Genomic DNA, 22,879 nt, shown 5'->3' with positions numbered 1-22,879 from the left:
AAAGGGTCAATGGCTGCCGGAATGACCGAAGCCGCCGGCGCCGCGCTGGCTCTCGTCGAAACTCTCGACCAGCTCGAAATGCGCCTGCACCACGGGCACCAGCACCAGCTGGGCGATGCGCTCGCCGATGGCGATCTTGAAAGCCGTCTGGCCGCGGTTCCAGCAGGAGACCATCAGCTCGCCCTGGTAGTCCGAGTCGATCAGGCCGACCAGGTTGCCCAGCACGATGCCGTGCTTGTGGCCCAGGCCCGAGCGCGGAAGGATCAGCGCGGCCAGGCCCGGATCGGCGACGTAGATGGACAGGCCGGTGGGGATCAGTACGGTCTGGCCCGGCTCGAGGACGCAGTCCTCCTGAAGCATGGCGCGCAGGTCGAGGCCGGCGGAACCCGGAGTGGCGTACTGCGGCAGCGGGAAGTCGCTGCCCAGGCGGGGATCGAGGATCTTGGCTTGCAGGGAATGCATTGAGTTCTCAGTGTTGATTGATGCGTTCGGCGATGAAGGCGATCAGCTGGCGGGCAATCTTGCCCTTGCTGGTCTGGGCGAACGCAGTCTTGTGCAATTCGCGGTCGATGACCGTGATGGCGTTCTCTTCACTATTGAAGCCGATGGACGGATTTGCCACGTCATTGGCGACGATCAGGTCGAGATTCTTGTCCTTGAGCTTGCGCGAGGCGTACTCGAGCAGGTTCTCGGTCTCCGCGGCGAAGCCGACGCTGAAGGGCCGGTCCTCGCGCAGCGAGAGGGTGGCGAGAATGTCGGGATTGCGCACCAGCTGCAAGAGCAGGCCGTCACCGGTGGTGGGGTCTTTCTTGAGTTTCTGCGTGGCGACCAGCTCCGGGCGGTAGTCGGCCACGGCGGCGGAGGCGATCAGGATGTCCGCCGGCATTGCCGCTTCGCAGGCCGCGAGCATGTCGCGGGCGCTGACCACGTCGACGCGGCTCACGCGGTCCGGGGTTGGCAGGTGCACCGGACCGGTCACCAGGGTCACACGAGCGCCGGCTTCGGCGGCTGCTTCGGCCAGGGCGAAGCCCATCTTCCCGGAGCTGTGGTTGGTGATGTAGCGCACCGGGTCGATGTTTTCCTGGGTCGGCCCGGCGGTGATCAGGATGTGCTGGCCGGTCAGGGCCTTGAACTCGAAGCAGTCGGCGGCCAGTTGCGCCAACTCTTCGGCCTCGAGCATGCGCCCCGGACCAACGTCGCCGCAGGCCTGGCTGCCGGCGGCGGGGCCGAAGAAATGCAGGCCGCGCGAACGCAGCAGCTCGGCATTCACCTGGGTGGCCGGGTCGCGCCACATGGCCTGGTTCATCGCCGGCGCAAGGGCGACCTGCGCGTCGGTGGCAAGCACCAGGGTGGTCAGCAGGTCGTTGGCCACGCCCTGGGCCAGGCGCGCCATGAGGTCGGCGGTGGCGGGGGCGATCAGCACCAGGTCGGCCCAGCGGGCCAGTTCGATATGCCCCATGGCCGCTTCGGCGGCGGGGTCGAGCAGGTCCAGGTGTACCGGATGGCCGGAAAGGGCCTGAAGGGTGAGCGGGGTGATGAACTCGCGGCCGCCCTGGGTCATCACGACACGCACCTCGGCGCCCTGGTCGCGCAACCGGCGGACCAGTTCGGCGCTCTTGTAGGCGGCGATACCGCCACCGACGCCCAGAACGATGCGTTTACGATAGAGCCGCTGCATAGGCCAGCCTTAAATACGGAAATGGATGACGCGCGCTGAAGCCGATGACGCCTCCCCAGGCCTCCGGCTGCGCGCAGCGAGGGGGCTAAGATAGCACAGCGCCTGCGCCGGAACAGCGGGCGGACCAGACCTGGGAGGTTGCGTGAGAATTCTCGATTGGCCTGTGTCGGAACGCCCCCGGGAGCGCTTGCTCGAACAGGGGGCGGCGAGCCTGAGCGATGCCGAATTGCTGGCCATCTTCCTGCGCACCGGTGTCGCCGGTTGCAGTGCCGTCGACCTCGCGCGCCGGCTGCTGGTCGAGTTTGGCAGCCTGCGCGCGCTGCTGGAGGCCGATCTCGAAGCGTTCTGCCGTCATCGCGGGCTGGGGCCGGCCAAGTTCACCCAGCTCCAGGCGGTGCTGGAGATGGGGCGCCGGCACCTGGCCGAGGACATGGGCCGTGGCCCCGCTCTGGAGAGCCCGCAGGCGGTGCGCGACTTCCTCAAGGCACGGCTGCGCCACGAGCCCCACGAGGTGTTCGCCTGCCTGTTCATGGACAACCGCCACCGCATGCTGGACTTCGAAGTGCTGTTCCGCGGCTCCATCGACAGTGCCAGCGTCTACCCCCGGCAGATCGTCAAGCGTGCCCTGGCGCACAACGCCGCGGCGCTGATCCTGGCGCACAACCACCCCTCCGGGATCGCCGAGCCGAGCCAGTCCGACGACCTGCTGACCCGTCGCATCGTCGAGGCGCTGGCGCTGATCGACGTACGCGTGCTGGATCACTTCATCGTCGGCGACGGTGAGCCGCAATCCATGGCCGAGCTGGGGATGCTGTAGCGCGCTACAGCTGCACCTTCGAGAAGTCCTGGCGACCGAACGGGCTTACCAGGTAGCCCTTCACGTTCTGGCGGGTCAGCGCCGAGGCGGTCGGGTGCGCCAGCGGCAACCACAACGCCTGGTCGTGGATGATCTGTTGCGCCTGGTGGTACAGCTCGCTGCGCTTGGCCTGGTCGGCCACCGCCTTGCCCTGGCTGATCAGGCCGTCGAGCTTCTCGTCGCAGTAGCGTGCGAAGTTGAGGCCGGATTTCACGCTGGCGCAGGAGAATTGCGGGGTGAGGAAGTTGTCCGGGTCGCCGTTGTCGCCGGCCCAGCCCATGAACAGCAGGTCATGCTCGCCGGCCTTGGCGCGGCGGATCAGCTCGCCCCATTCGATCACGCGGATCTCGGCCTGGATGCCGATCTGCGCCAGGTCCGCCTGCAGCAATTGCGCGCCGACGCTGGGGTTGGGGTTGAGCAGGCTGCCGGAAGGGCGGGTCCAGACGGTGGTCTTGAAGCCGTCCTTGTGTCCGGCTTCTGCCAGCAGGGCGCGGGCCTTGTCCAGGTCCCGCGGGTAGCCGGGGATGTCCTTGGCGTAGCTCCAGGTGTTGGGCGGGTAGACGCCGTCGGCGACGGTGGCGCTGCCGGCGAACACGCTCTTCAGGTAGCTGCCCTTGTCGAAGGCGAGGTTGATCGCCTGGCGCACCTTGGGGTTGTCCAGCGGCGGGTGCTGGCTGTTGATGCCGACGAAGGCGGTCATGAACGCCGGGGTCTGTTCGACCTTGAGCTCGGCGCTCTTCTGCGCGGCCTCGACGTCCAGCGGCTTGGGCGACAGGGCGATCTGGCATTCGCCGCGCTTGAGCTTCTGCAGGCGCACGCTGGCGTCCGGGGTGATGGCGAACACCAGGTTATCCACCGCCGGCTTGCCGCCGAAGTACTCGGCGTTGGCGCTGTAGCGCACCACGGCGTCCTTCTGGAAGCGCTTGAAGACGAAGGGCCCTGTGCCGATCGGCTGGGCGTTGAGCTTCTCCGGGGTGCCGGCCTTCATCAGCTGGTCGGCGTACTCGGCCGAATAAATGGAAGCGAAGCCCATGCTGAGCATGGCCAGGAAGGTCGCGTCCGGATGGTTGAGGCTGAAGCGCACATGGTGCTCATCGACCTTCTCCACGGCCTTTACCAGGCTCGGCAGCTGCATCGACTGGGCATGGGGGAAACCGCTCTGGGCGACCTTGTGCCAGGGCTGGGCCGGGTCGAGCATGCGCTGGAAGCTGAACACCACGTCGTCGGCGCTCAGCGCGCGGCTGGGCTTGAAGTAGTCGGTGTGGTGGAAGGCTACGCCGTCGCGCAGCTGGAAGTCATAGGTCAGGCCGTCATCGGAGACCTTCCAGCTTTCGGCCAGGCTCGGCACCACTTCGCCCTTTGCCGCGTCGAAGTCCACCAGGCGGTTCATCAGCACATCGGCCGAGGCGTTGGTGGTGGTCAGCGAGTTGTACTGGACCACGTCGAAGCCTTCGGGGCTGGCTTCGGTGCACACGCTCAGCGAGGCGGCGCTGGCGAGGGCGGGGGAAAGAAGGAGGGCGAGAAGGGCAAGACGCATGACGGACTCCGTGTAAGCTGGCAAGATGCCCATCCGCGAGGCTGGGCGGGTCATGCAAGGCTGTTGGCAGCCTCGAAGGAGCTACCCTAGACCAAGCCGCTGCCCGTCACAACGATGACAAGCGACGAACGGCACCAGTGCCGCGGCCCGCGGGGGCTGGCGTCGGCTTTTCCGAGTCATGCTTTCCCTTGCAGCGTGAAGTGACTTTCTGATATAAAGCTGCGCTCTTTTCTGGGGCCCTGCCTGATCCTGCGACTCGATCGCGGCGAAGCGGCAGTTAAGACCCCGGTGAAACTGAGAATCCTATTGAGTTAAGCAGCCAACCCATGCCGGGTTTGGCATGTGGTTTACAGAGGGCTGAGCCATGTCGAGAGTTTGCCAAGTGACCGGTAAGGGTCCGGTTACCGGGAATAACATTTCCCACGCACACAACAAAACCCGTCGCCGTTTCCTGCCGAACCTGCAGCATCACCGTTTCTGGGTTGAATCCGAGAAGCGCTTCGTGCGTCTGCGCGTTTCCGCCAAAGGCATGCGTATCATCGACAAGCGTGGCATCGAGGCCGTTCTGAACGACCTGCGCGCCCGCGGCGAAAAATTCTAAGGAGCTGCAGTCATGCGCGAACTGATCCGTTTGGTGTCCAGCGCCGGTACCGGCCACTTCTACACCACCGACAAGAACAAGCGTACCAAGCCTGAGAAAATCGAGATCAAGAAATACGATCCGGTTGTTCGCAAGCACGTGATCTACAAGGAAGCCAAGATCAAGTAATTGATCTTCGCCCTTGTGAAGAAACCCGCCCTCGTGGCGGGTTTTTTCTTGCCCGCGGTTTCTCACGGAACCGCGGGCACAAAAAAGCCCGCCGATCGGCGGGCTTTTTCATGTTCGGTGGATCAGGCCTTCTGCTCGAAGATCACGTAGACCTTGCGGCAGGGCTCCAGCACTTCCCAGGTGCCGCTGAAGCCGGCGGGGATGACGAAGCGGTCGCCGACGCGCACGGTCTTGGCGCCGCCATTGGCGTCACGGATCACCGACACGCCCTGGAGAATCTCGCAGTATTCATGCTCGGTGTAGCTGACGTTCCAGTGGCCCGGCTCGCCTTCCCAGATGCCCACGTTGAACTGGCCGCAGTCGCTGGCGTAGTGGTTGCGCACGTTCTGCGCCGGGTCGCCCTTGATGATGCGGTCCGGAGCGGGGCGGTAGTGTTCGGGGGCGGTGGTGGCCTGGGCGAAATCGACGATCTGCTCGACGTTCATGGCGGTCTCGGTTCTTTAGAGTTGTTGGCGAGAGTGCGTGCGGGCACGCGCAGCGCTGTTGGATATTTACTCCGAAGCGGCTGTCGGAAAACCATCAGCCGACGAATCAGGGCAGTCTATGTTTAATAAAACGAACGTGACAAGGCCATTTGGCCGCTTAGTGTAAAAAATATTGAAAATTGGCGGCCTCCGGTTTAGGGTTGCCAACAGCATGCGTTTGCTCCGCCTTGCGGAATATTTGACAGCGCGCCCGCCGGGCGCCTGCACCTGATAAGTACATTAATAAGAGGACACGTTGTCATGGGTACCCTCACTCGCGCCGATTGGGAAGCTCGCGCCAAGGACCTGAAGATCGAAGGCCGCGCCTTCGTCAACGGTGAATACGTCGACGCCGCATCCGGCGCCACCTTCGATTGCATCAGCCCTGTGGATGGCCGCTTCCTGGCCAAGGTCGCCAGCTGCGATCTGGCCGATGCCGAAAGTGCCGTGCAGGTCGCCCGTGCCGCCTTCGATTCCGGCTCCTGGTCGCGCCTGGCCCCGGCCAAGCGCAAGAAGGTCATGATCCGCTTCTCCGAGCTGCTGCTGGAGAACGCCGAGGAACTGGCCTTGCTGGAAACCCTCGACATGGGCAAGCCGATCAGCGACTCGCTGAGCATCGACGTGTCCAGCGCCGCCAACAGCCTGCGCTGGAGCGGCGAGGCGATCGACAAGATCTATGACGAAGTGGCCGCCACCGCCCACAACGAACTGGGCCTGGTTACCCGCGAGCCGGTCGGCGTCGTTGCCGCCATCGTGCCGTGGAACTTCCCGCTGCTGATGACCTGCTGGAAGCTCGGCCCGGCGCTGTCCACCGGTAACTCGGTGATCCTCAAGCCTTCCGAGAAGTCCCCGCTGACCGGTATCCGCATCGCCCAGCTGGCCATCGAGGCCGGCATCCCGAAAGGCGTGTTCAACGTCCTGCCGGGCTTCGGCCACACCGTGGGCAAGGCCCTGGCCCTGCACATGGACGTCGACACCCTGGTGTTCACCGGTTCGACCAAGATCGCCAAGCAGCTGATGGTCTACGCGGGCGAATCCAACATGAAGCGCGTCTGGCTGGAAGCCGGCGGCAAGAGTCCGAACATCGTCTTCGCTGACGCGCCGGACCTGAAAGCCGCTGCTGAAGCCGCTGCCAGCGCCATCGCCTTCAACCAGGGCGAAGTCTGCACCGCCGGCTCGCGCCTGCTGGTGGAGAAGTCGATCAAGGCCGAGTTCGTGCCAATGGTCGTCGAAGCCATCAAGGCCTGGAAACCGGGCAACCCGCTGGACCCGGAAACCAACGTCGGTGCGCTGGTCGACACCACCCAGATGAACAACGTGCTGAGCTACATCCAGGCTGGCCACGACGACGGCGCCAAGCTGGTGGCTGGCGGCAAGCGCACCCTGGAAGAGACTGGCGGCACCTACGTCGAGCCGACCATCTTCGACGGCGTGACCAACGCCATGCGCATCGCCCGTGAAGAGATCTTCGGCCCGGTGCTGTCGGTCATCGAGTTCACCGATGCCGAAGAAGCCGTACGCATCGCCAACGACACTCCGTACGGCCTGGCCGCCGCGGTGTGGACCAGCGACCTGTCCAAGGCCCACCTGACCGCCAAGGCGCTGCGCGCCGGCAGCGTCTGGGTGAACCAGTACGATGGCGGCGACATGACCGCTCCGTTCGGCGGCTTCAAGCAGTCCGGCAACGGCCGCGACAAGTCGCTGCACGCGTTCGACAAGTACACCGAGCTGAAGGCCACCTGGATCAAACTCTGATCCTCGGCTGAAGCAGGTCGGCCCCGATCCAGGGGCCGGCTCTGACAAAGAGCCACACCCGCGGCCGGGTTTCCCTCAGGGAAACCCGGCCGCTGTGCATTGCGCATCGGGCACCCTCGCGCCTGGCGTGCGCTCCGGATGGAACGGGAGAAAGACAATGCGTTGGGGTCCTTATTTTGCTGTGTGTGCTGCCGTGATCAGCATCGGTCTGGCCCTGGGCCTGACCATGCCGCTGGTTTCTCTGCGACTGGAGGGCTGGGGTTACGGCAACTTCGCCATCGGCGTCATGGCGTCCACGCCTGCGGTGGGCGTGCTGTTGGGCGCAATGATCGCCGGCCGCCTCGCCGCGCGGGTCGGCACACCGCTGCTGATGCGCATCTGCCTGATTTCCGGGGCCTTCTCGGTGGGCCTGCTGGCGCTGCTGCAGAGCTATCCGGTCTGGCTGATCCTGCGCCTGCTGATCGGCGTCCAGCTGACCGTGGTGTTCATCCTCGGGGAGAGCTGGATCAACCAGCTGGCCATCGAGAAATGGCGTGGCCGCCTGGTCGCCCTGTATGGCACCGGCTATGCACTGAGCCAGTTGTCCGGCCCGGTGCTGCTGACCTTCATCGGCACCGCCGACGACCGTGGTTTCTGGTTCAGCGTCTGCCTGCTGGTGGGCGGCTCCCTGCTGCTGCTCGGCCGCACCGGCGCGCCCAAGGTCGACCCGCACAGTGCCAACGGGCGCGGGCTGTTCAGCTTCTGCGCCCAGCTTCCGGCGATTGCCTGGGCGGTGGTGCTGTTCGCCGGCTTCGAGGCCATGATCCTCACCCTGCTGCCGGTGTATGGCATCCAGCAGGGCTTCACCCAGGCCGTGGCACTGGCGATGGTCAGCACCGTGGTGGTCGGCGATGCGCTGCTGCAACTGCCCATCGGCTGGCTGGCCGACCGCATCTCGCGGCAGACGCTGTTCAAGGGCTGCGGCATCGTGCTGCTCCTCAGCAGCCTGGCCATGCCGCTGCTGCTGCACCATAGCGCCATCTGGCCGGTGCTGGTGCTGTTCGGCGCCAGTGCGGGCGGGTTGTTCACCCTGTCGCTGATTCTGATTGGCGAGCGCTACCGTGACGACGCGCTGGTGCGCGCCAATGCGCACATCGCCCAGCTCTGGGGCATCGGCTGCCTGATCGGGCCGCTGGCCACCGGCGCGGCCAGCCAGTGGATAAGCGGCCATGCGCTGCCGCTGGTGATGGCGCTGGGGGCTGCGGGCTTTGTGGTGCTGGTGTCCTATCGCGGCTTGCCGCCGGTGATGCGCGCGACCGACGCCGAGCTGCAGCAGGAGCGCTCCTAGAGCATCTTCTCCAGCCCAATGGCGCCGGCGATCCACGCGTTGAGCCGGCGCCAGGCGTTGCCCGGCTCACGCTCCAGCGCCACCAGCTTGCCGCCGCGTTCCTCGACCCAGACCAGCTTCGGCGGGTCGCTGTCCGGCGCGATCTTCACCTGGTAGCTGACGCTGGGCGACATGCTCGCCAGCGCCAGGCGGCGCACCTGGTCGGCCAGTTCCGGGCTGTCGACGATGACGCCGACCTCGGTGTTCCACAGCACCGAGCGCGGGTCGAAGTTCAGCGAGCCGACGAAGACCTTCCGCTGGTCGAACACCGCCGCCTTGCTGTGCAGGCTGGCGCTGCTCGATCCCCGCACCATCCACGGTGCACCGGACAGGCGCTGGTCCGGGTCGGCGCGCAGCTCGTAGAGCTTCACCCCGTGCTCCAGCAGCTCCAGCCGATAGGGCGCGTAGCCGGCGTGAACGGCGGGTACGTCGGTCGCCTCCAGTGAGTTGGTCAGCAGGCGCACGCTGACGCCGTTGTCGGCGCGCTGGGTCAGGTACTCGACACCGGCGCTGGTCGGCACGAAGTAGGCCGAGACCAGGATCAGTTCCTTCGACACCCCGTCGAACAGCGGCTGCAGCTGGGTGCTGAGCAGGTACTCGCCCTTCGGATCGCCGTGGTCGAGGACTTTCAGCGGGGTGTCCCAGACCGCCTTGCCCGGCGCCCAGACCAGGTCGTCCAGCCAATCCTGCAGGTGTGGGCGATCGCTGTTGCGATTCAGCCGGGCGATGTAGCTGGAGCTCTTCACCCGCTCTTTCGCCAGGTAGTGGTCCAGCTTGCGGCGCATGCGGCTGAGTTCGTCGAGGTCCGGGTCGCCCCACAGGTAGTCCTCGATGGGCCGGCTGATGCGGCTGTTCCAGTACTGGTCGAAGCTCTGCCCCAGCGACTGCGCCACCGGGCCGACGCCCATCAGGTCGAGGTCGCTGAAATTCATCTCGGCCTTGGCGTCGAAGTATTCGTCGCCCAGGTTGCGGCCGCCGACGATGGCCACGCTGTTGTCCGCCAGCAGCAGTTTGTTGTGCATCCGCCGGTGTTGTTCGGAGAGGTTGAACAGCCGCCCGAGGTTGCGCGTGATGCCGGTGCTGCGGCCCAGGTGCAGGGGGTTGAACAGGCGCACCTGGATGTTCGGGTGGGCGGCGAGGGCACCCAGCTCGTAGTCCCAGCCGTCGCTGCTGGTGTCATCGATCAGGATGCGCACGCGCACGCCGCGGTCCGCCGCGTGCAGCAGTTCGCGGATCAGCGCGCGGGTGGTGAGGCCGTCGTGGACGATGTAGTACTGCACGTCGAGGCTGCGCTGGGCCTTGCGGATCAGCTCGGCGCGGGCGAGGAAGGCGTCGACGCTGGAGGCCAGCAGGTGGAAGCCGGATTGCCCGGGATGGGCGGCGGCCTGTTCGCTGATCTGGTTGTCCAGCCGCGTGCCTTGCACTGGCAGCACGTGCGACGGCTCGGGCGGCGGCGCGCTGGCGCAGCCACCCAGTGCCAGCAGGATCAGCAGGAGCAGGCGTGGAAACAAAGGGACTCTCCGACAAGCCCGCCGGTGACGGGCTGCGGAAGATTCTAGCCGCTGGATCGCCGTGGCGGTCAGCCGCCGAGGGTTTCCTTGAAGCGGTACCAGGCCATGCCCAGGGCCAGCAATGGCGAGCGCAGCAGCTTGCCGCCGGGGAAGGTGATGTGCGGCACCCTGGCGAACAGCTCGAAACCGCTGCCCTGCTGGCCGGCGATGGCCGCGGCGAGCAGCTTGCCGGCCAGGTGCGTGGCGTTCACGCCGTGGCCGGCATAGGCCTGGGCAAAGTACACGTTGGGCTGGTCGGGCAGGCGGCCGATCTGCGGCAGGCGGTTGGCGCCGATGCCGATCATCCCGCCCCACTGGTAGTCGATGCGCAGGTTTTCCAGGTGCGGGAAGACCTTGAGCATCTTTGGTCGCATATACGCGGCGATGTCCGCCGGGTCGCGCCCGGAGTAATGGCAGGCGCCGCCGAACAGCAGGCGGTTGTCGGCGGAAAGGCGGTAGTAGTCCAGTGCCACGCGCTGGTCGCACACGGCCATGTTCTGCGGCAGCAGCGCATGGGCCTGTTCGGCGGACAGCGGCTCGGTGGCGATGACGTAGCTGCCGGCAGGCAGCACCTTGCCGTCGAGGTAGGGATTGAGGCGGTTCTGGTAGGCGTTGCAGGCGATCACCAGGGACTTGGCGCGCACGCTGCCCTGGGCGGTACGCACGCGCACTTCGCTGCCGTAGTCGATGCCGGTGACGGCGGAGTTCTCGAACAGCTTCACGCCCAGGCTCTGCGCCGCGGCGGCTTCACCCAGGGCGAGGTTGAGCGGGTGCAGGTGGCCCGAGCCCATGTCCACCATGCCGCCGACATAGAGGTCGGAGCCGACGATGGAGCGCATCTCCTCCTTCGGCACCATGCGCAGTTCGTGGCGATAACCGAGGCTCTTCAGTTCATCGAAGTCTTCCTGGAAGCCTTCGACGTCGGAAGGCTTGTTGGCCAGGTCGCAGTAGCCCCAGGTCAGGTCGCAGTCGATGGCGTACTGCTCGACGCGGCGGCGGACGATTTCCACCGCCTCCAGGCCCATCTGCTTGATGGCATGGACGCCATCGGCGCCGATCACCGGCTCGAACTGTTCCAGGCCGTGGCCGACGCCGCGGATCAGTTGGCCGCCGTTGCGGCCGCTGGCGCCCCAGCCGATCTGGTGGGCTTCCAGCAGGATCACCGAGAACCCGCGCTCGGCCAGTTCGATGGCCGTGTTCAGCCCGGAGAAGCCACCGCCGATGATGCACACGTCGGCCCTTTCCTCGCCGGCCAGGGGCGGTACTTCGAGGCGCCGATTGACGCTCGCGGCGTAGTAGGACGGGGCGTGGCGGTCGGTGTGCACCGGCTGGTGAACGCGGGCGTTCATGTGCGATATCCTGATTTTTGTGTTGTTAAAATTTTACGCAGGATAAACGCCGACTTCCCGCCCAGCCAATAGGCAGCGGCGCAAAAAGCGTCGGGAAGTCGTAAATAAACTCGATGAGCCTGCCGGGAACGGCGGGGAACCAGTCGGGCTTTCTAGTCCGGCTATTTAGTCGGGGATGGGCAGGGTGAGGCTTTCCTTCACCTCTTCCATCACGATGTAGCTCTTGGACTCGCGGACGTGGGGCAGCTTGAGCAGGATGTCGCCCAGCAGCTTGCGGTAGGAGGCCATCTCCGAGATACGCGCCTTCACCAGGTAGTCGAAGTGGCCCGACACCAGGTGGCACTCCAGCACGTGGGGCAGCTTGAGCACCGAGCGGCGGAAGTCCTCGAAGGTGTCACCGGATTTGTAGTCCAGGCTGATTTCGACGAACACCAGCAGGCTCGCTTTCAGGTACTGCGGGTTCAGCCGGGCGTTGTAGCCCATGATGATCCCCTCGCGCTCCAGCCGGCGCACGCGCTCGGTGCACGGCGTGGTGGAGAGACCGACGCGCTCGCCCAGTTCGGTGAAGGAGATGCGACCCTCTTCCTGCAGGATGCGCAGGATGTTGCGGTCGATTTTGTCCAGTTCGCGGCGGCTTTGGTGCTGGGTTCTCATGGGAAAGACTCTGGGATGAGCTTTGGGGGAATGTCGGCAATATAGTCGGTTGTGCAGGGAATATCACTGGCATCCCTTGAACTTCCCGCGCCGGGCGGCCAGCCTGTAGGCCAGAGTTCTGCCGTTTCCGGCTGCAATCGTGTGTTTTTTCCGGAGCCTTCGCATGTCGTTCCCCCGCCTGCGCACCGTCCTCCTGCTGCTGTTGCTGCTCCTGGCACTGGCGGTCGGCGCGGTGTGGCTGGCGGTTCCGCGGCTGCTGGCGAATGCCGGGGTGAGCATCGAGCAGTGGCAGGGCCTGAGCGTTTCGCGACAAGGGCTGACCCTGGAGCAAATGACGCTTCAGCGGCAGACAGCCGATGGCGCGCGGTTGGCCATCCAGTTACGCGAGGTCCGCGTTGGCTGGCCCGAACATGCCGACGGCCGCTGGCGCCTGAAGGAGCTGGCCGCCGGCAGGATCGATGTCCGCCAATGGCCGGGAGAGAGGGCGGAAGACGAGGACGCTGCCCTGCCGGACCTGGCGCAGCTCAATCGCTGGCTGGCGCTGCTGCCCGGGCGGCTGGCGCTGGAGCAGGTTTTCCTCGAGTTGCCCTGTGCCCGCGAACAGCGTTGCACCCTCAACGGCAGCGCCCACTGGCAGCAGATCCAGGGCGGCGCCGCGGCCCTGGGCGGCGAGCTGCGCCAGGGCGGGCAGCAGCTTGCCTTCAATGGCCTGTTGCAGCCCGGCGACGGGCAGTGGCGCCTGCAGCTGGACAGCTTCCTCGATAACGAACAGCTGCTGTCGCTGGATTCGACCTGGGCGCCGGGCGCCCGCCAGCTCAGCGGCAGCCTTGCCAGCCCCGCCGTGCCGCCGGTGCAGGCGGTGCGCAACTGGCTGGGCATGTGGTTGCCAACGCCGAACCTGCCGTTGCCGATCCCCGAAGCCGGGCGCCTGCGCCTGAGCTGGGACACGCAATCGGCGGGAGACGCTGCCTGGCCTGACTGGCCCGGCCTGCGCGATGGCCGCGGCAACATCGATCTGTCCCTGCAACTGCCGCAACCCTGGCCGCTGCCGGGCCTGGGCAACCTGCAGGGCGACCTGCGGCTGATCGCCAACGGCAGCGGTGCCGGCTGGCGGCCCTCGGTGCTCAGCGGTGATCTGCGCCTGTCGGACCTCTACGGCGACTGGCTGCAGGCGCTGCCAGTCGGCCTGCGCCCGGCACGACTGACCCTGCATATGGAACCCGGCGTGGACGAAGAGGCCGGTAGTGTTCGCGCTGACCTGCACGCTGTAGGCGCTGCCGACCTGCGCCTGCGTTCCCGCGTGGCGTTGCTGGAAGCGGTGCCGCTGGCGCTGCAACTGATGGACTCGCGGCTGGAGGGCAAGATTCCGCACCTGGAAATGGCCGGCCTGCGCGGCGACAACAGTCGTATCGACCTGAGTTTCGACGGCCGCCTCGATCAGCAGTCGGCGAGTTTCAACCTGGCCGATGGCGCGCAATGGCAGGTCGGCACGCTGAGCGGCCCGCAGTTGCTCAAGGCCAGCAAGCTTGCCGTCACGCTGGGCAAAGGTGTGTTGGGCCTGGGGTACGCCAGTGATGCGCCGGCCACCCTGCAACTGAATGCGCCGTTGAAACTGGCCGTGGGCGAGCTGCGCCAGTCCCACGTCAAGCCGCTGTCCTGGAATGCCCTCGGGACGCTGGCGGCGAGCCTCGACAGCCAGCAGTTCAAGGGCCGCCTGCTGAACAGCGGCGGGCTGAATGCCGAAGTCGATCTGAACAATTCCGCCAAGCAGGGTGTTGCGCTGGTTGCGCGCCAGCCGGAGTTCTTCCTGCGCACCGGCAACCCGCTGGAGAAGTCACTTGGCGACTGGCCGGCGCTGCTCAGCCTGAACAACGGCAAGGCCAGCTTCGACCTGAACTGGCGCCTGCCGCCGGGCGCTGAGCCGCAGGGTCTCGAGCTGAACCTGCGCGGCAGCGGACTGGAAGGCGTCTACGACCGCAGCGAGGTCCATGGCCTTGACCTGCAGGCGAAGGTTTCCCTGAAAGGCTCGCAGCTGGAGCTGCAGTTGCCGCAGGTGAAAGTCGCCTCGCTCAACCCCGGCGTGACCCTCGGCCCGCTGTCGCTGCAGGGCAACTACAAGGGCTCGCTGGACGCGCCGCTGGCCGGGCGGGTCGACTGGCAGCAGGCGGAGCTCGGTTTGTTCAACGGTCGTGCATGGCTACCGCCGGGGGCTGTGGATCTTTCCGCGCGCCGCGAGGGTCTGACGCTGAAGCTGGAGGGGCTGGCGCTGGAGGCGATCCTCGCGGCGTATCCGGCGGAAGGTCTGTCCGGCAACGGCATCATCGACGGCAACCTGCCGCTGGGCCTGCACGAGGGCAAGCTGGTGATCCGCAATGGCGAAGTGGCCGCGCGGCAGCCGGGTGTGCTGCAGTTCCGTTCGCCGAAGATCCAGTCGCTGGGCCAGAGCAACCCGGCCATGCAACTGGTGGCCACCGCCATCGATGATTTCCGCTACGACAAGCTGAGCAGCCGCGTGGATTATGATGAATCCGGCAAGCTGCTCCTCGCCCTGAGCCTGAGCGGGCGCAATCCCGAACTGGAACAGGGCCGGCCGATCAACCTCAACGTCAACCTGGAGGAGAACGTGCCCAAGCTGCTCACCAGCCTGCAACTGAGCGACCGGGTCAGCGACACCATCCGCAAGCGCGTGCAGGACCGCCTGCGCAACGACCCGGCCGCCGCACCATGACCGCAAGGAGAACCCCGATGCGCCTTCGCGCCGTTTTACCCTTCCTGCTCCTGGCAGGCGTCGTCCAGGGCTGCACGCCCACCGTGCAGCTGGCCGCGCCCAAGGAGCCGATCAACATCAACCTCAACGTGAAGATCGAGCACGAGATCTATATCAAGGTCGACAAGGCGCTCGACGGCATCATCAATGAGAACAGCGGCCTGTTCTAAAGAAGGAGCCTTTGCATGAGATTGCACCGCAAACTGGGCGTCGCGCTGGTCGCCCTCTGCCTGAGCCTGCCGGTTATGGCCATGAGCCTGGAGCAGGCGATGTCCGCGCTGGGCGGCGCCAAGTCCCAGGGGCTGGTCGGCGAGCAGGCCGACGGTTACCTGGGTGTCGTGAAGAACGGCGGCGATGCCGCCGATGTCGCCGCGCAGATCAACGCCGCGCGCCGCGCCGAGTACCAGAAGGTCGCCAGCCAGAGTGGCGCCACCCTCAAGGACGTGGAATCCCTGGCCGGCAAGAAGGCCATCGAGCGCACCCCTTCGGGGCAGTACGTACAGGTCAATGGCCAGTGGGTGCGCAAGTAAGCGCGCCAAGGGGATTTCCCTGCTCGCCGTCGCTTGCGGCGGCGAGTCCGGGGAGCTGCGGCGGAAGCAGGTAATTCCCGTCGGCAAATGCTCTGGCGCGAGAAGTTCTGGTCAATCCCATTCCGTTCGCTATTTCCTCTGGATCTGGCGAAATTCTCACCAGATCCTCGACCCTTCGGTCTCGGGTGAAAACGCCGTAATCCTGGTGGATGTCCCTCCGTGAAAGCCGCTTTTGCCAGGAATTTTCGTCAAATACCGCATAGCAATCAGTGAATATCGCTGAGCCTGACTTCCTATACTGCGCGCATCTACGTTCAGAATAAGAAACGTCTGCGCCCCTGGCGCGACGTAGGAGGCAAAGATGCGCGTTCTGGTGCTTGGCAGCGGTGTGATCGGTACCGCCAGTGCTTACTATCTCGCCCGTGCCGGCTTCGAAGTGGTCGTCGTCGACCGCCAGCCCGGCCCGGCCCTGGAAACCAGCTTCGCCAACGCCGGCCAGGTGTCGCCTGGCTATGCATCGCCCTGGGCCGCCCCGGGTATTCCGCTGAAGGCCATGAAATGGCTGATGCAGACCCACGCTCCCCTGGCCATCAAGCTGACCGGTGACCCGAGCCAGTACACCTGGATGTGGCAGATGCTGCGCAACTGCAACGCCAAGAGCTACGCGGTGAACAAGGAGCGCATGGTTCGCCTGTCCGAGTACAGCCGCGACTGCCTCGACGAACTGCGTGCCGAGACCGGCATCACCTACGAGGGCCGCTCCCTGGGCACCACCCAGCTGTTCCGCACCCAGGCCCAGCTGGACTCGGCCGCCAAGGACATCGCCGTCCTGGAAAGCACCGGCGTGCCCTATGAAGTGCTCGACCGCGCCGGCATCGCCCGCGTCGAGCCGGCCCTGGCCAAGGTGGCGGACAAGCTGGTCGGCGCCCTGCGCCTGCCCAACGACCAGACCGGCGACTGCCAGATGTTCACCACCAAGCTGGCCGAGATGGCCAAGGCCCTGGGCGTGGAATTCCGCTTCGGCCAGGACATCCAGCGCCTGGATTTCGCCGGCGACCGCATCAACGGCGTCTGGGTCGATGGCCAACTGGTCACCGCCGACCGCTACGTGCTGGCGCTGGGCAGCTATTCGCCGCAGATGCTCAAGCCGCTGGGCATCGACGCCCCGGTCTACCCGCTCAAGGGCTACTCGCTGACCGTGCCGATCACCAACCCGGACATGGCGCCGACCTCGACCATTCTCGATGAGACCTACAAGGTCGCGATCACCCGCTTCGACCAGCGCATCCGCGTCGGCGGCATGGCGGAAATCGCCGGCTTCGACCTGTCGCTGAACCCGCGTCGCCGCGCCACCCTGGAAATGATCACCACCGACCTGTATCCGGAAGGCGGCGATGTCAGCCAGGCGGAATTCTGGACCGGCCTGCGCCCGGCTACCCCGGACGGCACCCCGATCGTCGGCGCCACCCGCTACCGCAACCTGTTCCTCAACACCGGCCACGGCACCCTGGGCTGGACCATGGCTTGCGGCTCGGGTCGCTACCTCGCCGACCTGATGGCCAAGAAGCGCCCGCAGATCAGCACCGAAGGCCTGGATATTTCCCGCTACGGCTCTGCCTCGGAGGCCCACGATGGCCATCCTGCGCCTGCACACTAATCAGCGGATGAGCCAGGTCGTCGTCCACAACGGCACGGTGTACCTCGCCGGCCAGGTGGCAGATGACCTCTCCGCCGGAGTCGAGCAACAGACCCGCGAAGTCCTCGCCAGCGTCGAGCGCCTGCTCGACGAGGCCGGCACCGACAAGTCGCGTGTCCTCTCGGCAACCATCTACCTCAAGGACGTCGCCGCCGACTTCGCCGGCATGAACGGCGTCTGGGACCAGTGGGTCCCGCAGGGCTGCGCCCCGGCGCGCGCCACCGTCCAGGCGGCGCTGTGCTATCCGGAGATCCTCGTCGAGGTCTCCATCGTCGCTGCACTGCCCTGACCGTTTTGCGTGGCCCGGCCGGAGCGCCGGGTTTTTTTCGTCCGTCGTTTTTGTTCCAACCACCATAAGAGAGCCTCGCCATGCGTCCCGCCCGTGCCCTGATCGACCTCGCCGCCCTGCGCCACAACTACCGCCTGGCTCGTGAAGTCACCGGCGCGCGAGCGCTGGCGGTGGTCAAGGCCGACGCTTACGGCCACGGTGCAGTGGTCTGCGCCCGCGCCCTGGAAGGCGAGGCCGACGGTTTCGCCGTGGCCTGTATCGAGGAAGCGCTGGAGCTGCGCGAAGCCGGCATCCGCGCGCCGATCCTGCTGCTCGAAGGCTTCTTCGAGGCCAGCGAACTGGAGCTGATCGACGCCCATGATTTCTGGTGCGTGGTGCACTCGGCCTGGCAGCTGGAGGCCATCGAGCGTGCCCGCCCGAGCAAGCCGCTGACCGTCTGGCTGAAGATGGACTCGGGCATGCACCGCGTCGGCTTCTTCCCGCAGGACTACGCTGCCGCGCTGGCGCGCCTGAAGGCGCTGCCCCATGTGGCCAAGGTCGTGCTGATGAGCCACTTCTCCCGCGCCGACGAGCTGGACTGCCCCCGCACCGAGGAGCAGGTCGCCGCTTTCCAGGCCGTGCGCGAAGCCGCGGGCCAGGGTCATGAGATCAGCCTGCGCAATTCCCCCGGCATCCTCGGCTGGTCCGAAGTGCCCAGCGACTGGGTGCGCCCCGGCATCATGCTCTACGGCGCCACTCCGTTCGAGCAGACCCATCCGCTGGCGGACCAACTGCGCCCGGTGATGACCCTGGAATCCCAGGTCATCAGCATCCGCGAACTGCCGGCCGGCGAGCCCGTCGGCTACGGTGCGCGCTTCATTGCCGAGCGCCCGGTGCGCGTCGGCGTGGTTGCCATGGGCTACGCCGACGGCTATCCGCGCCACGCGCCGGACGGCACGCCGGTGTTCATCGACGGCAAGCCCAGCCGCATCATCGGCCGTGTGTCCATGGACATGCTCACCGTGGACCTGACCGACCTGCCGCAGGCCGGCCTGGGCAGTCGCGTCGAACTCTGGGGCCCGAACGTCCCCGCCAGCCAGCTGGCTTCCCTGTGCGGCAGCATTCCCTACCAGCTGTTCTGCAACCTCAAGCGGGTCCCGCGGGTCTATAGCGGCGAGTGACGGATACCGCCCGTAAAGTTTGCGCAGGATCGTCGGGCGATCTGTTGTAAATACTGAACGGTGTTGCCATGATACGTGGCACTTGGAACCCGCTCGGCTCAAGCCGCTGCGGGTTCTGCCTTTCAGAGCCTGCCTGATCACAAGAATAAGGAGGACCCCACCCTTGGACGTCGGTGCTCGTCTGCAAGCCATCCGTAAGCTCAAAGGTTTGTCCCAGCGCGAACTCGCCAAACGGGCGGGTGTGACCAACAGCACAATCTCGATGATCGAGAAGAACAGCGTCAGCCCCTCCATCAGTTCGCTGAAGAAAGTGCTGGGTGGTATTCCGATGTCCCTGGTCGAGTTCTTTTCCCTCGATCTTGAGCAGAGCAGCAACACTCCTGTGGTCTACAAGGCAGACGAACTCAGCGACCTGTCCAGCGGCTCGATCATCATGAAGCTGATCGGCAAGGACTACCCCAGCCGTGCCATCACCCTGCTCGACGAGACCTATCCGCCGGGCTCCGACACCGGTGACGACATGTACGCCCACGAAGGCGAAGAGACCGGCGTACTGGTCGAAGGCCGTCTGGAACTGACCGTCGGCGACGAGACCTTCGTCCTCGAATGTGGCGACAGCTACTATTTCGACAGCACCAAGCCGCACCGCTTCCGCAATCCGTTCGAAACCCCGGCACGACTGATCAGCGCGACCACACCGGCAAATTTTTGAACAGCCGGTAGGACCGGCCAGATCAGCTGCGACCTAATGCCGCAAAGCCCGGTAAGAAAGCACGGCGAGGTGGCGCAATGGTTTCGAGCTTCGAAGCTTTGCCGTTATACTTGCGCCCGCTCGCGCGGCCCGAGACTGTGACTGCACCGCGACCGGGCGTGATAAGCCACGATGAGGGTGAAAGGGTGAACCTGATTAGAAAAATCCTGGCAGCCCAAGCTGCCGTACTGGCCCTGTGGGCAGTGAGCGTTCAGGCCGCGACCAACGATGACGCCATTGCCAAGCGCCTCGAACCTGTCGGCAAAGTCTGCGTCCAGGGCAAGGAATGCGAAGGCGTTGGCGCCGTAGCCGCTGCTGGCGGTGGTGGTGCTCCGCGTTCGGGCGAAGAGATTGTCGGCAAGGTCTGCACCAACTGCCACGGCAGCGGCCTGCTGGGCGCACCGAAAGTCGGCGACAAGGCTGACTGGGGCAAGCGTGCGAAAGAGCAGGGCGGCCTCGACGGCCTGCTGGCCAAGGCCATCTCGGGTATCAACGCCATGCCGCCCAAGGGCACTTGCGCTGATTGCTCCGATGACGAGCTGAAAGCTGCGATTCACCACATGTCCGGCCTGTAACAGCCGACCTGTGCGAAAAAGCCGCCCAAGGGCGGCTTTTTCATGCCCGCGATTTGTCACCTTGTGAGTCGCGGGAGCAACTTTTGCGTAATACCGGTCCAAACTCCTGTCGTTGACACGAATCAGGAGGAACGTCTGGTGCAATCCTGCTCGATCGAAACTGCCGTCGAACAACTGCTGCAACGCCTGGATGGGCACATCCGCCTCGGTCTGCCGCTCGGGCTGGGCAAGCCCAATCAGCTGGCCAATGCGCTGTACCGGCACATGCGCGAGAACCCGCGCCGACAGCTGACGCTCTACACCGCGTTGTCGCTGGGCCGCCCACAGGCCGGCGGCGAGCTGCAGCGGCGCTTCCTCGAACCCTTTGTCGAGCGCATCTACGGCGACTACCCGGAACTGGACTACCTGCACGACCTGCGCAGCGGCAACGTGCCGGAAAACATCCGTGTCGAAGAGTTCTACCTGCAGCCCGGCAGCCTGCTGGACAGCGCCCCGGCGCAGCAGAACTACATCAGCTGCAACTACAGCCACGTGGCGCGCGACATCAACGCCAAGGGCGTCAACGCCGTCGCCCAGCTGGTGGCCCGCGACCCGGCGCGGCCGGGCAAGCTGAGCCTGGCGTGCAACCCGGACATCACCCTCGACCTGCTACCGATGCTGCAGCGTCGCCGCGCGGCGGGCGAAACCATCGTCATTATCGGCGTCGTCCACGACCAGTTGCCGTACATGCCCGGCGACGCCGAGGTGGACGAGGATTTCTTCGACCTGCTGGTGGATGCACCGGGCGACAGCAGCACGTTGTTTTCCACCCCCAACCTGCCAGTGGGCCTTCAGGACCACTGCATCGGCCTGCACGCCAGCGCCCTGGTGCGCGACGGCGGCACCCTGCAGATCGGCATCGGTTCCATGGGCGATGCCCTGACCTCGGCGCTGCTGACCCGCCAGCGTGACAACGACGGTTATCGTGCGCTGCTCGACAGCCTCGACTCCACCGCCCGCCACACCGGGCTGATCGAGCGCGACGGTGGGCTGGGCGCTTTCCAGCACGGGCTGTATGGCTGCAGCGAGATGTTCGTTCCCGGCCTGCTGGCCCTGGCCGAGGCGGGTGTGCTCAACCGCCGGGTAGCGGCGCGCCCCGGCGCCGCACCGACCGAGCCGGGCGTCTGGCTGCACGGTGGCTTCTTCCTTGGCCCGCAGGCCTTCTACCGGCGCCTGCGCGAAATGCCCCGCGAGGAGCTGGCCGGGATCGGCATGACCGGCATCGGCTTCGTCAACAACCTCTACCGCGACGAGGAGCTCAAGCGCGAGCAGCGTCGCGACGCGCGTTTCATCAACAGCGCCTTCACCGTCACCCTGCTGGGCGCCGGCGTGGCCGACCAACTGGAGGACGGCCGGGTACTCAGCGGCGTCGGCGGGCAGTACAACTTCGTCGCCCAGGCCCATGAGCTGGAGGGCGGACGCTCGATCCTGATGCTGCGCAGCTGGCGCGAATCCGAGGGCGAGCTGAGCTCCAACATCGTCTGGAGCTACGGTCACACGACCATTCCCCGGCATCTGCGTGACATGGTGGTGACCGAGTACGGCGTTGCCGACCTGCGCGGCCGCAACGATGCCGAGGTGATCGCCGCCATGCTGTCCATCGCCGACTCGCGCTTCCAGGACGAGCTGATCGCCCAGGCCCAGGAGGCTGGCAAGCTGCCGAAGGATTTCGAGCTGGACCAGCGCTATCGCGACAATACCCCGGAGCGCCTGCGGGACGCGGCGCGACAGCATCGTCATCTGCTGCCGGAGTTCCCCTTGGGGTGCGACTTCACCGAACAGGAGCGCGAGTTGTTGCGCGCGCTGGGTTGGCTCAAGAGCAAGCTGAAGCTGAGCGAGATTCTCGAGCTGGGCAAGGCGACTCTCGATGCGCCGGCGCCGGAGGCCTACCCGGCGCATCTGGAGCGCATGGGGCTGGCAAATCCGGATGGGCTGCGCGAGGAGCTGTACCAGCGCCTGGTGCTGGCCGGCCTGAAAGCCAGCGCCGAACAAACCTTGTAGGCGCGAGGGGGCGCCATCGTTATGGCTTGCGAAGCTCTCCGGGATGGCAACGGCGCCGTGCGGTTCGCGAGCAAGCTCGCTCCTACAGGACATGCCAGGTCCGTCGAGCGGGCATGAAAAAAGGCGGGCCCTGTCGGTGCCCGCCTTTTTTGTACGGCGCAGGATCAGTCTTCGAGGAACTCGACCTGACCGTTGGCCAGCGACTTCACGCGAGCCAGGGATTCCACTCGGAAGCCTTCGCTTTCCAGCAGGGCGCGGCCTTCCTGGAAGGACTTCTCGATGACGATGCCCAGGCCGGCGATGCTGGCGCCCGCCTGCTGGATCAGGTCGATCAGCGCCTTGGCGGCATGGCCGTTGGCGAGGAAGTCGTCCACCACCAGCACGTGGTCGGCGGCGGTCAGGTGCTTGGCCGAGATGGCGATGGTGCTTTCGGTCTGCTTGGTGAAGGAGAACACCTTGGAGATCAGCAGGTCGTTCTTCAGCGTCAGCGACTGGAACTTGCGGGCGAAGATCACCGGGATGCCCAGCTCAAGGCCGGCCATGATCGCCGGGGCGATGCCCGAGGCCTCGATGGTGACGATCTTGGTGATGCCCTGGTTCTTGAAGCGTTCGGCAAACTCGTGGCCGATCTGCTTCATCAGCGCCGGGTCGATCTGGTGGTTGAGGAAGGCGTCTACCTTGAGGACCTGTTCGGAAAGAACGATGCCTTCGCTGCGAATTTTGTCTTTGAGAGTGTTCACGGGGGTGCTTCCGGAGCGGCTGTCGCTGATGAAGCGCGTAATTCTACAATGCCCGTGGGGTTCTGCGCGACGTTCCGACCAATGCAATTGCTGATCAGGTGGACAGTTTTTCGATGGGCGGAAGTGCAAAGATCACTTGTCGGGAGATACCTGCCTGGGCTTTGCCCTCTCCCTAACCCTGGCTGCGCGCCCCGCTCCGAAGGGAGAGGGGACTGGTTCGGTGCAGGATCAAACTGATGTGTCAGCTGGCACGGGCGGCTCCCTCTCCCTTCAGGGAGAGGGCGGGGGAGAGG

22 protein-coding genes are annotated in these 22,879 nt (G+C 65.7%); 14 read left to right on the top strand and 8 right to left on the bottom strand.

The window, feature by feature from the left end; translation table 11 throughout:
* Positions 1-6 precede the first annotated feature (6 nt).
* Positions 7-462, bottom strand: coding sequence for a dUTP diphosphatase (gene dut / locus UB43_RS27200; protein ID WP_045217694.1), 456 nt, complete (start codon positions 460-462; stop codon positions 7-9).
* Positions 463-469: 7 nt separating this feature from the next.
* Entirely contained in the window at positions 470-1,678 is a 1,209-nt protein-coding gene (coaBC, locus tag UB43_RS27195; protein WP_045217692.1) for a bifunctional phosphopantothenoylcysteine decarboxylase/phosphopantothenate--cysteine ligase CoaBC, read from the bottom strand.
* Between the two features lie 142 nt (positions 1,679-1,820).
* Between coaBC and radC the strand changes: the two genes are divergently transcribed.
* Complete coding sequence (radC, locus tag UB43_RS27190; protein ID WP_045217689.1) at positions 1,821-2,495, top strand: DNA repair protein RadC; 675 nt, start codon at positions 1,821-1,823, stop codon at positions 2,493-2,495.
* Positions 2,496-2,499: 4 nt separating this feature from the next.
* Here radC and UB43_RS27185 read toward each other — a convergent pair whose 3' ends face one another.
* Positions 2,500-4,071 carry an ABC transporter substrate-binding protein gene (locus UB43_RS27185; RefSeq protein ID WP_045217687.1) on the bottom strand — a complete coding sequence of 524 codons (1,572 nt, stop codon included), beginning with the start codon at positions 4,069-4,071 and terminating at the stop codon, positions 2,500-2,502.
* 364 nt (positions 4,072-4,435) lie between these two features.
* On the opposite strand from UB43_RS27185, the gene rpmB reads away from it, so the two are divergent.
* Both rpmB and rpmG read left to right on the top strand, forming a co-directional pair.
* Positions 4,436-4,672, top strand: coding sequence for a 50S ribosomal protein L28 (rpmB, locus tag UB43_RS27180; protein ID WP_009614118.1), 237 nt, complete (start codon positions 4,436-4,438; stop codon positions 4,670-4,672).
* A gap of 12 nt (positions 4,673-4,684) precedes the next feature.
* The gene (gene rpmG, locus UB43_RS27175; protein ID WP_017520721.1) at positions 4,685-4,840 is read left to right on the top strand and encodes a 50S ribosomal protein L33; all 156 of its coding nucleotides are present in this window, start codon (positions 4,685-4,687) and stop codon (positions 4,838-4,840) included.
* 122 nt (positions 4,841-4,962) lie between these two features.
* On the opposite strand, the gene UB43_RS27170 is transcribed toward rpmG, so the two are convergent.
* Positions 4,963-5,325 carry a cupin domain-containing protein gene (locus tag UB43_RS27170; protein WP_024762072.1) on the bottom strand — a complete coding sequence of 121 codons (363 nt, stop codon included), beginning with the start codon at positions 5,323-5,325 and terminating at the stop codon, positions 4,963-4,965.
* 300 nt (positions 5,326-5,625) lie between these two features.
* Between UB43_RS27170 and UB43_RS27165 the strand changes: the two genes are divergently transcribed.
* Entirely contained in the window at positions 5,626-7,119 is a 1,494-nt protein-coding gene (locus UB43_RS27165) for an aldehyde dehydrogenase (RefSeq protein WP_045217682.1), read from the top strand.
* Positions 7,120-7,276: 157 nt separating this feature from the next.
* Positions 7,277-8,446 (top strand): MFS transporter, encoded by a 1,170-nt coding sequence (locus UB43_RS27160; RefSeq protein WP_045217680.1) that lies wholly within the window; start codon positions 7,277-7,279, stop codon positions 8,444-8,446.
* Here UB43_RS27160 and UB43_RS27155 read toward each other — a convergent pair.
* From UB43_RS27155 to dadR, 3 genes are all read right to left on the bottom strand, one after another.
* Positions 8,443-9,996: a phospholipase D family protein gene (locus tag UB43_RS27155; protein ID WP_045217678.1), complete on the bottom strand. Its 1,554-nt coding sequence runs from the start codon at positions 9,994-9,996 to the stop codon at positions 8,443-8,445. The genes UB43_RS27160 and UB43_RS27155 overlap by 4 nt on opposite strands.
* A gap of 68 nt (positions 9,997-10,064) precedes the next feature.
* A complete protein-coding gene (locus UB43_RS27150) occupies positions 10,065-11,384 on the bottom strand; it encodes an FAD-binding oxidoreductase (RefSeq protein ID WP_045217676.1) in 1,320 nt (439 codons plus the stop codon).
* 165 nt (positions 11,385-11,549) lie between these two features.
* Positions 11,550-12,038, bottom strand: coding sequence for a transcriptional regulator DadR (gene dadR / locus UB43_RS27145; protein WP_015479539.1), 489 nt, complete (start codon positions 12,036-12,038; stop codon positions 11,550-11,552).
* A gap of 163 nt (positions 12,039-12,201) precedes the next feature.
* Here dadR and UB43_RS27140 point away from each other — a divergent pair, with 163 nt between their 5' ends.
* The 9 genes from UB43_RS27140 (at position 12,202) to UB43_RS27100 (ending at position 21,846) form a co-directional block, all read left to right on the top strand.
* Positions 12,202-14,766, top strand: a complete 2,565-nt coding sequence (locus UB43_RS27140; protein WP_045217671.1) for a YdbH domain-containing protein — start codon at positions 12,202-12,204, stop codon at positions 14,764-14,766.
* A gap of 17 nt (positions 14,767-14,783) precedes the next feature.
* Positions 14,784-14,975, top strand: a complete 192-nt coding sequence (locus UB43_RS27135) for a YnbE family lipoprotein (protein ID WP_024762075.1) — start codon at positions 14,784-14,786, stop codon at positions 14,973-14,975.
* 15 nt (positions 14,976-14,990) lie between these two features.
* The gene (locus tag UB43_RS27130) at positions 14,991-15,335 is read left to right on the top strand and encodes a YdbL family protein (protein WP_045217669.1); all 345 of its coding nucleotides are present in this window, start codon (positions 14,991-14,993) and stop codon (positions 15,333-15,335) included.
* A 361-nt stretch (positions 15,336-15,696) separates the two neighbouring features.
* Entirely contained in the window at positions 15,697-16,992 is a 1,296-nt protein-coding gene (gene dadA / locus UB43_RS27125) for a D-amino acid dehydrogenase (protein ID WP_045217668.1), read from the top strand.
* Complete coding sequence (locus UB43_RS27120) at positions 16,967-17,320, top strand: RidA family protein (RefSeq protein WP_045217666.1); 354 nt, start codon at positions 16,967-16,969, stop codon at positions 17,318-17,320. Before dadA ends, UB43_RS27120 begins: the two co-directional genes overlap by 26 nt.
* A gap of 80 nt (positions 17,321-17,400) precedes the next feature.
* On the top strand, positions 17,401-18,480 hold the full coding sequence (gene alr, locus UB43_RS27115; RefSeq protein ID WP_045217664.1) for an alanine racemase: 1,080 nt from the start codon (positions 17,401-17,403) through the stop codon (positions 18,478-18,480).
* A 163-nt stretch (positions 18,481-18,643) separates the two neighbouring features.
* Positions 18,644-19,192, top strand: coding sequence for a cupin domain-containing protein (locus UB43_RS27110; RefSeq protein WP_037009703.1), 549 nt, complete (start codon positions 18,644-18,646; stop codon positions 19,190-19,192).
* 185 nt (positions 19,193-19,377) lie between these two features.
* Positions 19,378-19,806: a cytochrome c5 family protein gene (locus UB43_RS27105; RefSeq protein ID WP_045217660.1), complete on the top strand. Its 429-nt coding sequence runs from the start codon at positions 19,378-19,380 to the stop codon at positions 19,804-19,806.
* A gap of 264 nt (positions 19,807-20,070) precedes the next feature.
* Complete coding sequence (locus tag UB43_RS27100) at positions 20,071-21,846, top strand: acetyl-CoA hydrolase/transferase C-terminal domain-containing protein (protein WP_156160510.1); 1,776 nt, start codon at positions 20,071-20,073, stop codon at positions 21,844-21,846.
* Between the two features lie 164 nt (positions 21,847-22,010).
* Here the strand turns inward: UB43_RS27100 and UB43_RS27095 are convergent, their stop codons facing one another.
* Positions 22,011-22,586, bottom strand: coding sequence for a xanthine phosphoribosyltransferase (locus UB43_RS27095; RefSeq protein ID WP_045217657.1), 576 nt, complete (start codon positions 22,584-22,586; stop codon positions 22,011-22,013).
* Positions 22,587-22,879: the final 293 nt, after the last annotated feature.

The sequence above is a fragment of the Pseudomonas sp. 21 genome, from assembly GCF_000955805.1.
GTDB lineage: Bacteria > Pseudomonadota > Gammaproteobacteria > Pseudomonadales > Pseudomonadaceae > Pseudomonas.
This window is presented reverse-complemented; position numbering and strand designations above follow the sequence as displayed.